The sequence below is a fragment of the Enterococcus sp. AZ119 genome, assembly GCF_050546175.1.
Lineage (GTDB): Bacteria > Bacillota > Bacilli > Lactobacillales > Enterococcaceae > Enterococcus > Enterococcus faecalis.
Window position 1 is genome coordinate 2,038,820 of sequence record NZ_CP172951.1, and the last position, 16,472, is coordinate 2,055,291.

12 protein-coding genes and 1 other annotated feature are annotated in these 16,472 nt (G+C 36.4%); all 12 genes read right to left on the reverse strand.

Going from position 1 to position 16,472, the window contains the following annotated elements; all coding sequences use genetic code 11:
• Positions 1-372: 372 nt before the first annotated feature.
• Entirely contained in the window at positions 373-1,173 is an 801-nt protein-coding gene (locus tag IGL37_RS09935) for a phosphatidate cytidylyltransferase (protein WP_033917857.1), read from the reverse strand.
• Positions 1,170-1,985, reverse strand: a complete 816-nt coding sequence (locus IGL37_RS09940) for an isoprenyl transferase (protein ID WP_033917856.1) — start codon at positions 1,983-1,985, stop codon at positions 1,170-1,172. Before IGL37_RS09940 ends, IGL37_RS09935 begins: the two co-directional genes overlap by 4 nt.
• A gap of 347 nt (positions 1,986-2,332) precedes the next feature.
• On the reverse strand, positions 2,333-3,151 hold the full coding sequence (locus tag IGL37_RS09945; protein WP_002364463.1) for a MetQ/NlpA family ABC transporter substrate-binding protein: 819 nt from the start codon (positions 3,149-3,151) through the stop codon (positions 2,333-2,335).
• Positions 3,152-3,165: 14 nt separating this feature from the next.
• The gene (locus IGL37_RS09950; protein ID WP_002356640.1) at positions 3,166-3,852 is read right to left on the reverse strand and encodes a methionine ABC transporter permease; all 687 of its coding nucleotides are present in this window, start codon (positions 3,850-3,852) and stop codon (positions 3,166-3,168) included.
• Positions 3,845-4,882 (reverse strand): methionine ABC transporter ATP-binding protein, encoded by a 1,038-nt coding sequence (locus tag IGL37_RS09955; protein ID WP_002356639.1) that lies wholly within the window; start codon positions 4,880-4,882, stop codon positions 3,845-3,847. The genes IGL37_RS09950 and IGL37_RS09955 overlap by 8 nt, the downstream gene beginning before the upstream one ends.
• Before the next feature lie 113 nt (positions 4,883-4,995).
• Positions 4,996-5,243 (reverse strand) — a binding site (T-box leader).
• Between the two features lie 53 nt (positions 5,244-5,296).
• Complete coding sequence (locus IGL37_RS09960) at positions 5,297-5,611, reverse strand: glycine cleavage system protein H (protein WP_002413422.1); 315 nt, start codon at positions 5,609-5,611, stop codon at positions 5,297-5,299.
• A gap of 5 nt (positions 5,612-5,616) precedes the next feature.
• A complete protein-coding gene (locus IGL37_RS09965) occupies positions 5,617-5,976 on the reverse strand; it encodes an arsenate reductase family protein (protein WP_002359675.1) in 360 nt (119 codons plus the stop codon).
• A gap of 24 nt (positions 5,977-6,000) precedes the next feature.
• Positions 6,001-7,188: an FtsW/RodA/SpoVE family cell cycle protein gene (locus IGL37_RS09970; protein WP_002356636.1), complete on the reverse strand. Its 1,188-nt coding sequence runs from the start codon at positions 7,186-7,188 to the stop codon at positions 6,001-6,003.
• A gap of 243 nt (positions 7,189-7,431) precedes the next feature.
• Positions 7,432-8,868, reverse strand: a complete 1,437-nt coding sequence (locus IGL37_RS09975) for a helix-turn-helix domain-containing protein (RefSeq protein ID WP_002356635.1) — start codon at positions 8,866-8,868, stop codon at positions 7,432-7,434.
• A complete protein-coding gene (locus IGL37_RS09980) occupies positions 8,869-9,570 on the reverse strand; it encodes a bacterial Ig-like domain-containing protein (protein ID WP_002356634.1) in 702 nt (233 codons plus the stop codon).
• Positions 9,571-9,768: 198 nt separating this feature from the next.
• Positions 9,769-14,940 (reverse strand): bacterial Ig-like domain-containing protein, encoded by a 5,172-nt coding sequence (locus IGL37_RS09985; RefSeq protein ID WP_430598782.1) that lies wholly within the window; start codon positions 14,938-14,940, stop codon positions 9,769-9,771.
• A 175-nt stretch (positions 14,941-15,115) separates the two neighbouring features.
• Complete coding sequence (locus tag IGL37_RS09990; protein WP_033917854.1) at positions 15,116-16,447, reverse strand: hypothetical protein; 1,332 nt, start codon at positions 16,445-16,447, stop codon at positions 15,116-15,118.
• Between the last annotated feature and the right edge of the window lie 25 nt (positions 16,448-16,472).

Genomic DNA, 16,472 nt, shown 5'->3' on the forward strand with positions numbered 1-16,472 from the left:
TATTTAAATTTATGAATAACTCTCACCACGATTGAACAAGCTTATAAAATACATTATTTTGCTTTTCTTCTTTTAAGTATAAATTTATCTATGCTAAACGTCAATGGCTTTATTGAAATAAACATTCCAGTGTTATTCGATTGTTATAATTTAATTTTTAACAATCGAATTTCCCTATAAATGTTCAGATATTTAACATCCGATCACCTATTTAATTTTTAGAAACTTTAGCCGCCTTTATACAATTACTCTTAGAAATTAAATAACTCACAAGTTACCTAAACTAACCCTATAAACAGCAAAAATCCAGAAGAGTCTCTCTTCTGGATTTTTGCTTGTTTGACGATACTTTTTTAAATTTTGTTAATCAATTTAAAATAATCCACATAAGTGCATAATTGGGAAAACAAATAATAAACTATCAAAACGATCTAAAATACCACCATGTCCTGGCAAGATGTTACCAGAGTCTTTCACGCCATAATGACGTTTGATAGAAGATTCAACCAAATCACCGAATTGCCCTACTATAGAAAATAGAACCGTCAATACGAGCATCACCAGCATTGGATAAGGAAATAGCCCTTTATTAGCTGTGAAAACTAAAAACAACGCTGCTACAACCACGGCTGATAAAATACCACCAAGTGCACCTTCTATTGTCTTGTTGGGTGAAACATCTGGCATCAATTTATGACGACCAAATCGGCGTCCAAATAGATATGCACCAATATCCGTTGCCCAGACAATGAATAAAGCAAATAACAAGACTTCAAAACCTGCGGAACGGGCACTAATAAAGTTCTGGAACCCCATCCCTACATATAAACTGACAATAACTGGAAAGCCAGCTTCTTCAATCGTATATGTATTTTTAGAAATTACCGAAGCACCTAACAACAACATTACAGTGACATAAAATAAAATGAAATTTGTTTGCATTTCCGGCAAAAAGTTTAACCATTTAATTGTCGGGATAACTAAAAAAACGGCCCCTAATGCTGATAAAACACCTTCAAAACTTAATAACGTTAATCCTTTCATACGGAATAACTCGTACACGCCGACTACTGCCAAAGCAACAGCGGAAATCTCAATTGCAAAACCACCATACCAGATAATTGGAATAAAGATGATTAATGCGACGATAGCTGTGATGACACGTTGTCTCACTGCGGATCGCTCCCTTCTGTTTCTGTAGTTTCTTTTAGACCACCAAAACGACGATTACGATTTTGGAAAGAAGCAATCGCGGTTTCTAAAGTGTCTCCTGAAAAATCAGGCCATAATGCTTTTGTAAAAAACAACTCGCTATAAGCAATTTGCCATAGCAAGAAATTACTAATTCTCTCTTCCCCACTTGTTCGAATCAACAATTCTGGATCACGAAGTTCCGTGGGTAAAAAGCCAGTCATTAAGTGATCTGCGATCGTTTCTTCTGTAATATCATCTGCCGTATATGTTTTTTCTGAAACCTCTACAGCAATCTGTTTCATGGCAGTTAATAGCTCCGCACGCGCCCCATAATTTAAAGCAAAGTTCAAAACCATGCCCGTATTGTCCTTGGTTTGCTCAATGGCCCGCTTAACAGCATCTTGCGTATGGCTTGGTAGAAACTCTTGGTAGCCCATTACATTGACTTTAACATTTTCCTTAATTAATTCAGGCACGAATGTATCAAAAAAATCAACAGGCAATTGCATTAAGAAATTGACTTCATCTGTTGGTCTCTTCCAATTTTCCGTTGAAAATGCATAAAGTGTTAAAACTTTAACGCCTAAATGACTAGCATGCTTCGTTATTTTTTTGACCGTATCCATGCCTTCTTTATGTCCAGCAATTCTCGGCAGTCTTCGATTCTGTGCCCACCGGCCATTTCCGTCCATAATAATGGCAATGTGCTGCGGAATTTGGCCTTCTTTATCAAAGGCGTACTGGCTTGCTTCTTCTACATATTTATTTTTTTGCGGAAAAAAACGTAACATCTTTTTCCCTCCATTCCAAAAAATCTATCTTAATTATTATAACAATAACTAATGCAAATGCCTATGCATAGTCCCTGAATTTTCCTGATAATTAAGAAATTCCTTGTAACTTTATCATTTATGGTCCTTTTTTAAAAGAAAAAAACTTAGACTTGGCAGGTAAATCAACATGATGTATCTGCCTAGCCCTAAAATTTTAAATAAGCAACGGGACAGGAGCAGCTTCTTCGGAAATAAGCTGAACGTCCTTGAGAGACAAAAAGCATCTTTCAGAACTTTCTTCTTATTTCTTGAAGCTTAACACGCCTGTCCCGACCTCAAGTTTTTATTCTATTGTCTTTTTCTTTTTATTCATTGACTGGAACAATGGCACCGTTCCATTTTTTCGTAATCCAATCTTGGACTTCTTTGCTACGTAACACTTTGACTAATTTTTTTACATTTTCGTTGTTTTCGTCTTCTTTACGAACCGCAATAATATTGGCATAAGGTGAACTTTCTTTTTCTAAGGCAATCGCATCTTTTTTCGGATTTAATCCTTGATCCACGGCAAAGTTTGAGTTAATTAAAACCGCAGCCCCTTCTTCATTGTCATAAAGAGTGGTCATGATTGCTGGATCACTTTCATGATTGAATTTCAACTTTTTAGTATTTTTATCAATATCATCGAAAGTAGCAGTTGTCCGGTCTACCCCTTCTTTCAGCGTGATTAAACCAGCATCTTCTAAAATCGTTAAAACACGTGGCCAATCTGAAACGGAAGAGCTAACGTAAATCGTTGAATCATCAGGAATTTCTTGTAACGATTTGTATTTTTTCGAGTAAAGCCCAACTGGTTCTAAATGAATCGCACCTGCATTCACAAAGTCATAATCATTTTCTTTAACCGCTTCATTAAAGAACGGCACATGTTGGAAATAGTTGGCATCGATATCGCCACTTTCCAACGCCTTGTTAGGTAGCACGTAATCTGTATAAGTCGTCACTTCTAGTTTTACGCCTTCTTTTTCTAATAAAGGTTTTACATGTTCTAAAATCTCTGCATGCGGAACCGGTGAAGCTCCAACTTTCAAGACCGAGTCATCACTCTTTTTATTGCCGCAAGCCCCTAAAACTAAGACAGCTACTGCTACAGTAATTACTGACCATAATGTACGTTTTTTCATCTTATTCCCTCCATTTATCGTTTATCTATTTTTTTAGCGACTGTATCCCCAAGCCATTGAATCGCAAAGACAATAATTAAGATACAAATCGTTGCTACTAAGGTAACTGTATTTTGACCACGTTGGAAGCCATCTTGATACGCCAAACTTCCTAAACCGCCCGCTCCAATAGCAGCTGCCATTGCAGTATAGCCCACTAAAGAAATGGTTGTAACGGTTAAGCCAGAAACAAGCGCTGGCAGACTTTCTGGTAATAGAACTTTCCAAATTATTTGGAAACGATTGGCCCCCATTGCTTTGGCTGCTTCAATCACGCCTTTATCGACTTCACGAAAAGCAATTTCGACCATGCGAGCATAAAAAGGTGCTGCGGAAATAATCAATGCTGGTAAGGAGCCTTTGACACCAGACATACTCCCTAAAATAATTTTTGTAAAAGGAATTAACAGAACGATTAAGATAATAAACGGAATCGAACGGAAAATATTTACAAAAATGGCCACTAGCCAATACAGTAATCGGCTCAAAATCCCTTTTCTGCCTGACGTTTCAAAAAGTAGTAGTCCTAAAATCAGCCCTAAAATGGCGACCACTATGATTGAAATCCCTGTCATATAGAGTGTTTCAATCGTTTTTTCTTGTAGTTTACTTATATCAATTTGGGAAAAATCAAAGAAACTTGCTAAGCCACGATTATTCATTTCCAATCACCTCTGTTTCTACACGAAGTTTACGTAATCCTTCAATGGCTGCTAGAATATTTTGCTCTTCGCCTAATAATTGAATATAAAGAGAACCCACTGCACCCTGCTTTGTTTGCTGAATGTTCCCTTGAATAATACTAACTTCTACTTGATATTCTTGGACAATATGCGAGATAATTGGCAATTTCGCTTGTTCGCCGTGGAAAAGTAGGCGAACAATTTTTCCATTCGGATATTGTTCCAACATTTCTTCAACAACCAGTTCCGTTTCTTCAATGTTTTTATCCGCTTCTTGTTGGATAAAGCGTTTCGCAATTTCTGTTTGAGGCTTTTTGAAAATATCGATTACTTTACCTTCTTCAACAATTTCACCATATTCCATCACAGCTACGCGATTACAAATTTTACGAATCACGTGCATTTCATGGGTAATTAATACAACCGTTAAATTTAATTCTTGGTTGATTTTTAGTAGTAATTCTAGCACCTCATCAGTTGTCTGCGGATCCAAAGCACTCGTTGCTTCATCACAAAGCAAAATGTCAGGATTGTTAGCTAAGGCACGGGCAATCCCCACTCGTTGCTTTTGCCCACCAGAGAGTTGACTTGGGTAGGCGGTTTCCCGTCCTTCTAAACCAACCAACTTGATTAACTCTTCTGCGCGGCTTTTCCGATTTTGTTTTGGAACGCCAGCAATTTCCAATGGGAGCATGATATTTTCTAGGACCGTCCGTGACCATAATAAATTAAAATGTTGAAAGATCATCCCAATTTTTTTACGGAAGTTTCGTAGTTCTTTATTTGGCAACAATGCAATATCTTGTCCTTGAATTTCTACTTCACCTTCTGTAGGTGTTTCAAGTCCATTCAATAAGCGAACCAACGTACTTTTTCCTGCACCCGAATAGCCAATAATGCCATAAATATCACCAGATTCAACCGTTAAATCAATATCTTTTAAAGCCGTGACTTTACCCGCTTTACCGGAAAACTCTTTTTTTACATGACGTAATTCAATTAATGCCATTTTGTTCTCCTCTTCTTTCTGTTCTACTTTCTTATTTTGAAGGTTTCGCACTTTTTATGAAACGAATTTGCTTAATAAAAACAAAAAAACTTCCATCCTTTTGCTATTACAGCAAAAAGGACGAAAGTTTGTCATTTCGTGATACCACCTTAATTCGCTATTATTTCTCAATAATAACCTCATACGGTACTTGATTCTTCGCATACCGTTGGCTGTAACGGGCGCCCCGTAGTAAGTTCACTGCTTCGCTCACTTACTCTGCTCAAAGACCATCTTCCATCTTAAATCTGTTACCCATTCTCAGCAAACAGGGCTCTCTTCAAACGTCCTTAACATGTACTCTTCTTTTCAAAGCTTTCTTTTGATTAGATTGAGAAAATTATAGCAATAAACATTGGCCTTGTCAACGTAAGACTAAAGATTTTCAAATTCTGTTGGTTCAACATCTGCTAAAACAGCAATCCAGGCATTTTCTTCATCTAATGCACTTGGCTCTTGATCAGCCGCTTCATTAATCGCAACTACCTTACCAGATAATGGACTACTGAATTCACTGACTGCTTTTTCTGCTTCTAATTCAATTAAAGAGTCACCTTTAGCTAATGTTTGTCCGACTTTTGGAAACGTTGCAAAAGTAATCTTTCCTAAATCCTCTTGGGCTTCGGCGGTTAAACCAATTTTATAACCTGCTTCTGTTGGTACGATCCATAATTGATCGATTTGTTTCATTTCACTCATTTTCCAAGCACTCCTTCGTAATCTGCTTCTTTAAAACCATTCGTTAGAAATGTATTGTCTTTTAAGAGAATTGGACGCTTAATCAACATGCCATCCGCAGCTAAGCGCTGACTTGCTTCTTCAATAGAAAAACTGTCAACAAGATCTTTTAAGCCTTGTTCTCTATATAAAACCCCACTTGTGTTAAAAAAACGACGAACAGGCAAGCCGGTCTCTTTCATCCATTTTGCTAATTGTTCACTACTAGGCGGTGTTGCTTTAATATCAATTGCTTGGTATTTAACGCCTTGTTGGTCTAACCACGCTTTCGCTTTTTTACAAGTTGAGCATTTAGGATATTCATAAAGTGTGTACATTTCTACCCCTTCTTTCTTCTTTCTTTAACGACCACTTCTGGTACGAACCGTTTCTTGTTGGTAACGCATGGACATAATTAAGCCCACCCCAATCATGTTACCTAAAATGGAAGAACCACCTTGACTAATAAACGGTAATGGAATCCCAGTTAATGGTAGTAAACCAATATTCGCTCCAATGTTTTCAAAAACATGGAACAAAATCATCATGATAATTCCTGTGGCAATGTAGGCATAGAATTCATTATTTGTATCAAAACAAACGCGGATCATGCGGTAGATTAAAATAAAATACAACAAAATAATGAAACAGCCACCAATAAAGCCAAAGTTTTCACCAACAACTGTAAAAATCATATCTGACTCACGAACAGGGACATACACATCACTCACGTTAAAGCCTTTTCCGAAAAGGCCCCCAGAACCAATTGCTGTTAATGCTAGCGCTGGTTGGAATGAGCGATCTGGATCTGTATGGAAAGGATTTAGCCATAAATCAATCCGATCAAATTTATAGGCTTCGACCCCTAACTTAGACAATAAATCTCTACCTGTTTCTGTTGTAATCAAGTAAATAGTTCCTGCCCCCACTAGAGCAGCTAAAATAAAAACTGGCACAATAATTTTCCAAGTAATGCCAGACATTAAGAAAACTCCCCCAAAAATGGCTAAGAAAACTAACATCGTCCCGAAGTCTTTTTGTAAAAGTACTAAAACAATTACCGGAATCGCGACTAATAGCATTTTAGCGATTAGCCAAAAGTCGCTTTTGAGTGTTCGGTCCACATATTTAACATTATGCATGGTCACTATATAGGCCAACATCAAAATAAACGCAATCTTCATCAATTCCGATGGTTGGAATGTGGTGCCACCAAAGCGAATCCAGTTTTTAGAACCTGTTTGCTCTGCTAGCACGGGGTCATAGAATTTCAGTAGTAATCCCATTAATACTAATCCAAGTGCATAAAAAACGGGCGTTAACCGCCAGAGTAATTTTGAGCTAAAATGCATAATAATGACAATACTTAATCCTCCGACTAAATACCACAGTCCTTGTTTCATTAACAAGCTACCAATTTTAGGTTTGCTTGGATCATTGTAAAGCGCTACGTAAAGCGATAGCATACCAATTAGTGATAAAAGAAAAACTGGTAATATCACGCCGTAATCAATTCGACTATCTAAATTTGTTTTCTCTTTTCTATTCATTCGTCATCCCTTTTCCTTTGTTCATACGTTTTTTATTATATCTTTCTCACAGAAGAAAAGAAAGGAATTCTACTATATTTGAGAAAAACTTTAGAGAATTGGTCCTTCACTAGCAATTTTTTCTTTTTCTTCAATCCTATTTTGCTTTTATTTAAAATTTTTCACATCAGTGATAATGAGAAAGTTTACTATAAACATTCAGTAACAAAAAACAGTCGCAACTAAAACACGTTGCGACTGTTTTTATTCGCTTTTTCTTTGTTTCGTTTGTTGTAGCTCTTTATTAATTCGGACAATTTCGTTGCCAAAATTTTGCCAGTCACTGGCTCGCGGGGGCGCTAACCAAATTAAACATTTTACTGAAAATAACGTTTTTGGTAAATAATCCGAAACTACTAAATCAGTATCTGGTCGAATCGCTGAATGAAAGTGAATGCTGAAAGATTCGAATATTTTGATTTGTTCTTTGATAAACTGAGTATATTTTTCTCCTTGCGTAAAATTCACATAAAGATTGATCGTGCTTTTTTCATTCCTTTGGTCATAAAGACGGGATAACACTAATAGCAAATCAAAAAATAAAGAAAGCTTACTAAACTCAAACGCCGAGCAATCCAACGCAAATAAAAACTGACGACAGCTATTAAAAACAATTGGGTAGCGTTCCTGAAAAAATTCTAAATCCATAATTCGTAAGGTGATATCGATGAACGGCGTAATAAAACGATGTTGATAAATAATCGGAACAATTTCTTGATAAAATTCTTCGTCCGAAATTGTAAACGGCATATAAGAAAAGAATAATGTTTTCGTAGCCGTAATTGCCTCATTGTGAGAACTCAGCAAATGTTCCGAAATGAGTTCACTTTGATAGACCGATAAATTGCCGATAATTCCTTGAATTTCTGCGTTTTTCTCTGCATGAGTCGCCTTCATCACTTCGTTGATCCAACTTTGAATTTCTTGATAAATCGAACTTTCTTCATCAAAAGCGAATGGATTTTCTTCTTGGGATAAAAAATAATTAGCTTTTCTTTGCGTTCGTTCTAACGCCACCAATACATAATGTTTAAATAAATGAAAATTAGTGATATTTTCATAAGAGCCTTTCAATTGAGCCAATAATTGGTTCACTGCGCGAAGATCTGTTTGATTATATAATTCTTCAGAATCTTTGTAAATTCGGTAATAGAGCATAGTAAAATATTGTCTAATCGCCATTTCATTGCCGCTAAGTTGTAAATTTTTGGATAACTTAATACCGTATTGACCTAATTCTTTCCGGATATGGTCAACAATTTTGTATACAACCGTTCGACTCATCCCGTGCTTTTCACCGTATTTTTTGATTGAGGTAAACTGATGAAAGAAAATCGTTTTTAATAGATTAAATTCTAACGAGTCTTTTAAATAATATTCTTCAATAATACTTGAAGAAATACGAAGGCTTTGAGATAACAAAATTTCATTATTTTTTTCACTGATTTCCATCTCATTAATCAGACCAAAGCGTTGCAAATCTGCATTGATTTCTGTTATGTTCCGTTCTAGCAAATAAGGAGAAATAGCTAATTGCTTACATAAACGATCTTTTCGTTCAGAAAATGAATATTGTTGCTCTAACTTTCTAATAATCGCTAATTTTAAATTTTCCCGATCATCTAATAACAAGAATTCCATTTAAACTCTCCTTGTTCCATACAAAAGTGAGCCTGACAGGAAGCTTAAAGTGGTGCCAAATTGAGAGGACCCACTTGCCGCTCCTCCAGTAATTTCCACTGGGGCTATCGTATCTATTTTTTTCAACAACTCATCATTTAACAGCACCTTTTTATTTACTCGTTCCTGTTCAATTTTATTTTTCTTTTTCTCCTGTTTTGTTTGTTGCTCCTTGTCCTGTCTCGAGGCAATAATTGGTCTTTCTGGGCCAATCATTGCTTGACTATAAGGAAGCTCTGCAAGCATATTCCCCTCTGCAGCAAAATTAGTAGGGTTGACATACACCTTCGCAATAGAAAGGTATGACTCGTAACGGAAGGTTACAAAATAAAGGCCTACTTTTTGAGTATTTACATTATTTTCTATAATTACATTTTCTAAATTTAAAGGGCGACCCTCTTTATCTTTTAAAAAAACGACATTGTCTAAGGGTGACCATGCTTGATTAACTCCTAAAAACGTGTCTTTTAATTTAAGTTCCGTTTGATTTTCTTTGACCGTAATGGTTGCTGTTTCAATTTTGCCATCCACTTCATAAGTCACGGTGTATTTGCCTGGTGTTGTCGCTTCGTTTGCATAGCTATTCACTGAAGCAATCAACATTCCTGAAGAAAGAAATAAGGCTGTGCCGATACTACCATAATAAATAGTTCGCTGGTTCATCTCGTTTATTATTCCTCCAAACTATTTCATAAAAATAACTATCTTAACAGAAAAACCTGCTAATAGGTGTTCTTAAAATAAAAGTCACTTGTAAAACTTCCTATTTTCCAAGGAAACAGCTACCCTCATTCATGCACTTATTCATCTTTTAAGCGTGGAACAAAAGTTACTTTAAACTTTTGCCCCACGCTCATTTAATTATTTTCGTTTCTTCTTGATGACTATACCACTAATAATCACAATAAGTAACACAACAAGTCCTAGCACACGATATAGACCATTAGTTTGTTCTCCCGTTTTGGGATAACGTCCTTGCTTGTCAGGTTTCACAATGTGTGTGACATACTGACTACTTTTTATCGTGGTTTGATTCGTTGAAGAACTAGTCTGGTTGTTCTCATTTTTATCTGGTAGTGGTGTAGGATTACGATCAATCACATGAACAGTTGCTACTGTCGTTAATTGACGAGGTGTTTCGTTTGAAAACATTGAGAAAAGTCGTGACTGCACAGCTGGTTTGGTTTCATTAACTGGCTCAGTGGTATAGGAAATCTGGTACTCTCCTGTTTTCTTTGTATCAACTTCCCCTTTTACTTGAACCTTATCAAAGGATATAGCATGACCGTCACGATCTGTTGCTGAAACGAAATTATCTTCTGGTTTCCATTTATCGCCGACATAAATCGTTGTATCTTTGACCTCTAACTTAGATTGGTCGGGTTTGACGGTCACATGGGCTGTTTCTTCTTTACCTTCGTAACTGTATACGATTGGATAAACGCCTGCTTTGGTGTTATCAACTTGACCTGAAACAGTGATTTTTTCGAAGGGAACGTCTTGGCCTGTTTTATCTGTCGCTGAAACAAAGTTCTCTTCTGGTTTCCATGAATCGCCGACATAAATCGTTGTATCCTTGACTTGTAAACGACTATCATCACGGACATGAACGATTGCTTTCGCTTCTTTTGTGCCATTTTTATAGACAATTTCATAATCGCCTATTTTATCAACATTCACTGTTCCCTGAACATCAATTTTTTCAAACGGAACGTCTTGACCTGTTTTATCTGTTGCTGAAACGAAATTATCTTCAGGTTTCCATTTATCGCCGACATAAATCGTTGAATCTTTGACCTCTAACTGACTGTCATCACGGACATGAACGATTGCTTTCGCTTCTTTTGTGCCATTTTTATAGACAATTTCATAATCGCCTATTTTATCAACATTCACTGTTCCCTGAACGTCAATTTTTTCAAACGGGACATCTTGACCTGTTTTGTCTGTTGCTGAAACGAAATTATCTTCAGGTTTCCATTTATCGCCGACATAAATCGTTGAATCTTTGACCTCTAACTTAGATTGGTCGGGTTTGACGGTCACATGGGCTGTTTCTTCTTTACCTTCGTAACTGTATACGATTGGATAAACGCCTGCTTTGGTGTTATCAACTTGACCTGAAACAGTGATTTTTTCGAAGGGAACGTCTTGGCCTGTTTTATCTGTCGCTGAAACAAAGTTCTCTTCTGGTTTCCATGAATCGCCGACATAAATCGTTGTATCCTTGACTTGTAAACGACTATCATCACGGACATGAACGATTGCTTTCGCTTCTTTTGTGCCATTTTTATAGACAATTTCATAATCGCCTATTTTATCAACATTCACTGTTCCCTGAACATCAATTTTTTCAAACGGAACGTCTTGACCTGTTTTATCTGTTGCTGAAACGAAATTATCTTCAGGTTTCCATTTATCGCCGACATAAATCGTTGAATCTTTGACCTCTAACTGACTGTCATCACGGACATGAACGATTGCTTTCGCTTCTTTTGTGCCATTTTTATAGACAATTTCATAATCGCCTATTTTATCAACATTCACTGTTCCCTGAACGTCAATTTTTTCAAACGGGACATCTTGACCTGTTTTGTCTGTTGCTGAAACGAAATTATCTTCAGGTTTCCATTTATCGCCGACATAAATCGTTGAATCTTTGACCTCTAACTTAGATTGGTCGGCTTTGACGGTCACATGGGCTGTTTCTTCTTTACCTTCGTAACTGTATACGATTGGATAAACGCCTGCTTTGCTAGTATCAACTTGACCTGAAACAGTGATTTTTTCGAAGGGAACATCTTGACCTGTTTTATCTGTTGCTGAAACAAAGTTCTCTTCTGGTTTCCATGAATCGCCGACATAAATCGTTGTATCTTTGACTTGTAAGCGACTGTGATCAATTGTTTTAGTTAATGGAATTTTTAGTTGATTGTCTCCTTTGACCAGCTTAATGGCTTTTCCTGTCAAATACTCTTCATCCACGGAATATTCCTGCGGTACATTCGTTACTCGCAAGGTATAATCACCTGTCATGATGTCATCAAAGGAGTATTGACCTTTTTCATCTGTTGTAAATTCGGTTGCTGTATGCGTGACATTATCAATTAGTTCAAAAGAAACCTTCGCAATTGCTTGGTTTTCATCCTCTATGTTATGCGTATAGAATGTGGCAGTTGCTAAATAAACAATACCTTCCGCATCACCTTCTGAGAATTTCAATGTGATTGGCGCAGTGGTAACTTTTTTCTTGCTAGCAGACATCTGGTTCAATGTTTCAGAGTCGATTGTTGTTTCTGTATAGATTTGGCCAGCGTTTGCAGAGACAGTATTGTATTCAATCGTAATGTTTTCTGTCAATGTATAGTCTTTAAAAATAATTTTCGCACCGTTTGTAGTCTTCTCTAATGAATAAGCATCTTCTGGCACGCCTTTCACGGTAATAGAATTCAAATCGATTTGAGCATTGGTTGTGCCTTTTGGTGTTAATTCAATCGTTGGATTTTTCACACGATGTGTTTTATTATCAATATTTTTTGTTGTTACTGTTGTTTTTGTTACATTTTTTAATGTTGGATTCGCCGCTTGTGTTGCACTCAAAATGTCTAACGCTTCATTTTGAACAGAAACCGAAGCAGACCCTTCATTATTATTCGATTGTGGTTCTTTAGCTGTCCCTGTTATATAAAGAGTTGGCACGTCGATCCAGCCATTGGCGTTTTTATACTCAATAATGTAACGTTTGTTGGTTTTTCCAAAATCAAACGTGTAACTATTGGTATTTTCGTCAAAAGTAATCGTTGGGTATCCAGGACTGTCTGGTGACATTGGTTTATCAAAATAATAGCCACGATCCCAGTATTGTGGATAAATTGAATCTACCTGATCGTTTGAAACATCATAAATGTCAAAAAGAACATCGGCGCCAGCTGGAATTTTTGTACGGACGCTTAGTGAGTCAAAAGAATCATTTCGTGCATTGACAAGGAATTGATTTTTACTACTTTGAAGTGTTCGTTCAGAACCACGCTTACTATTAGTAGTTACTGTCGTATCAACTGGAGTTAAACCTTCAGCACTCATTGTTATCGGTATCGTATCGACTGGGATACTTTTATCTTTTGGCAAACTATCGGGCACATAATTAAAACCAATTGGAATTTGGATTTCGTTGGTTATTGGCGTAGTGAACTTAATAACTGAACCATCTGACGTTGGCGTTACTGTATAATCCGTTCCTAACTTGTAATAAAAATAAATTTCTTTTGTAGCTCGCAATGAAAGATAATTAGGATGCTTTACTTTAATTTCTAAATTTTGAATCGGTGTCTCTTTGCTTCCCATAACTGAGACAGTTGTTCTTGATGAATAGGCACCATTTTGATCATAATTACCCCAAGCAGTTTCAGCATTCAAAGGATTAACAACACTAATTGGTTCAATATATTGATCGGATACTAATTGAATGGCTTTATCGGGACCAATTACAGGTGTACTTAATGATAGATTAATGTCCTTCTTGTCAAAATCCATTGTTAAATCAGAAATATTTATTCTTAAATAGCTATCTTTTGTGGCCGTTAAGGTAAGCTTGCCACCTTCAGTTTTAATATCAAAATAGTCTTCCAATTTTACATTTTCATATAAAGGACCATACGCCGTAAATTTAGGATTCTTAATTTCTTGACCGTTTGTACTCTCTAATACGATTTGTTGACCCACTTTTGTTTCTGTTAACGTGCCATAAATTGTTACATAATATTTCCCTTTGCTTTGAAAACTGATATAGGACATACTACGCATTTCACGATCAGCAATTACTTTACTTGTTTGACTCGTCTTAGCAGTAAAATCGGTTGTTTTATTCGTTCCTGTCGTACTTTTTAACGAAAGAGAACCTAACTTGGTTGTTGGATATTGCTGATAAAATGAATAACTGTAGTCCGAAACACTCTCTAAATAAATTGTCCGATTAATCGATAAAGAATAGGCTTTTTGTTGATTCATGTTTGGAACAGTTACAGCAATCCGCCCGAGTGAATTATCGCTTAATGTATAATCTTTGCCAGGTGTTAACAGGGTTTGCGTTTCTGGTAAAATTTGACCATTAATGTCGACATCGTAACTGAAAACTTGAGGTTCCAAGTTATCTTGTTTTCCAAAGACAGCGCCTGGTGTCTCTGTTGTCAATAATTCTAATGTTTGATTGCCAGTTAACGTCCGGTCTAAATTATAAAAAATTTCGCCATCTAACCCTGTCGTTCTGGTTCGTTCGTTATATTGAATTGGTTCTACTTGTTCATATAAATCAAACGAGTAGGTTTTTTTATTTTTTCCTGGAGTTTCAATTTTGATTAATGGTTCCGCCTCTGTTGTTAGATAACTTTTTAGTTCTACTTTAAAGGAGGTATCCGAAACTCGCTGATTAAACGTAATACTTAATGTTTTGGTTGCCGCATCGACTGCCCAAGTTGCGCCAATGCCTGTCACATCTCCGCTAACAGTTGAATAACCTAAATGTTCTGGTAATTGAACTGTATAAACTGATCCAGGTGCATAACCTGTGTTTCCAACAGCAAATTGGAACGTAGCGGTTACCGGTGTTGTATTTAATTCGCGGTGAACCTCTGTTTGGCTGTATTCTGTTCCACCAATCGGCGCAAGACTCATACTGTCAAGTAGTTCATCTGTAATTGGCGCTTGAACATCTGGTAGGGCTTTTTCATTAAGTGAGGTGTTCTTGTCCTCCGTTGTTTGTTGTTCAGATGGTGTAGCAGCATCACTGGAAGCTGTTGTGCTCGCCTCTGTGGTTTGCGATTCAGTTGTTGCAGTTGGTTGATTCATTTCTGAAGTAGTCGTTGTTGCTAAAGGTAAAGATGGTGTTGAGTTCGATAACTCTGCCTCTTTTTTTACTGTATCAGTGGTCTCTGTTTGTGCTTCTGTCGTTGTTACAGCATAGGCATTTGCGGCAAACCCGAAATTTTGTGCGAGAAGTATACTCAACATCACAAAAGAAAAAGTTTTTTTCTTCATACTAATCCCCTTTCAATAAAATTCATATAACCTAATAATAGCTTGTTAAAAATGAAACAATTGATTAATTTTTTTTGAATCTTCGAAAAAAAAAAACAGCTTTTCATAAAAAAATACTTGGAAAATCAGCCACAATCACTGTTTTTCCAAGTATTTTTTTATTAATATTTGTAAATTATCGTTTCTTTTGACGAAAAACGACCACGAAATAAACTGCAATAAACAATAACACTAAGAGCGAGTTACTATTTTTAATGAAAGTTAAAAATTGACTTGTTTGCGTTGAAATACCTTTGCCGCCAGTCAATTCTAATAAAAATTGTGTCGTGCCACCTTTGCCTACTACAGTGACTAACATAAGCGCCATCAAAATAAATTGATGGAATAAACTCCCTTTTGTTTGTGTTGTATATTTGATAAGGATGCGGCTATCTTTTGGCAAATCTGTCTCTTGATAATATCGCCTAGCTAAAAAGCTATTCAATGTGCTTTTGAAAAAACTCAAGAGAAACAGGCCTAAAATAGTCCACGAGGTAAGAAGTAATATTCCCAAACTTCCCGCCAGACCAATCATTGGTATGTTGTTTGACCATTGTTTCGTTTTACTAGCTACAATCATTGCAAAAATCATCCCTAAAACATAAGGTAAATAGAGATAGATGCCCATATGAGCTCTGCCGTAAACCCCTGCAACATAAATGGAACCAAATAAAAATAAATAGTTCCCGACAATCCCGTTAATCAAGGTCGCAAGATTCATTTCTAATGATACTTTATACGCACCGCGTTTGCCATAATGACTAACGAAAAGGACAGCCACCACAAAGAAACAGCAGGCGCCAACAATCGCATAATCAAATTCCACCGCATTCGTTAATAAGCGACCACTTCTTAATAAAAGTAATAACACAAAAAAGATAACAAACAGAATTAATTCTTTTCGTGAAACTTCTGCTGATTCTTCTTCTAGCTCGTTTAATGAAACAGGATAGCTCTTGATTGCTACTAAAGCAACCAGAAAATAGAGCGCGTACACCAATAACGCCAGTCCAATCTCAGTCGCTTTAAAAAATAAAGCGCCAAATAAAACAGCGGTCAATAAGACTGTCGTTAAAAGATTGCTGTGACTGATTTTTTGACCTTCTTCTTTCAAGAAAAAGCGAATTGATTGATTACTTGGTGGCAACAACGCCCCACTAAGTCCTAACAACATTCCTGAAATACTATAAAGCGGGAAAGAAAAAGCGCCGGCGATCCCAATTAAGGATCCTGCCAAGCCTAACAATAGAGAAATCTTTAGTAGACCTAGACTAGTCAAAGACAAATTAATTCCTCGAACTAGAAAAATGCCTGTCATACGCAATGTATAAAATAAGACAAATGGTAAAATTGTTAGAAGGTTGTGTCCATCACTCAATTGAATGTAAAGTAAATAAGGCACAACAATAATCGTATTACTTAGTAAACTTAATGCTGTATTACCAAGACTTTCAATTTTTTTATTCATTTTGACCTCTTCTTTTATCTTTCAT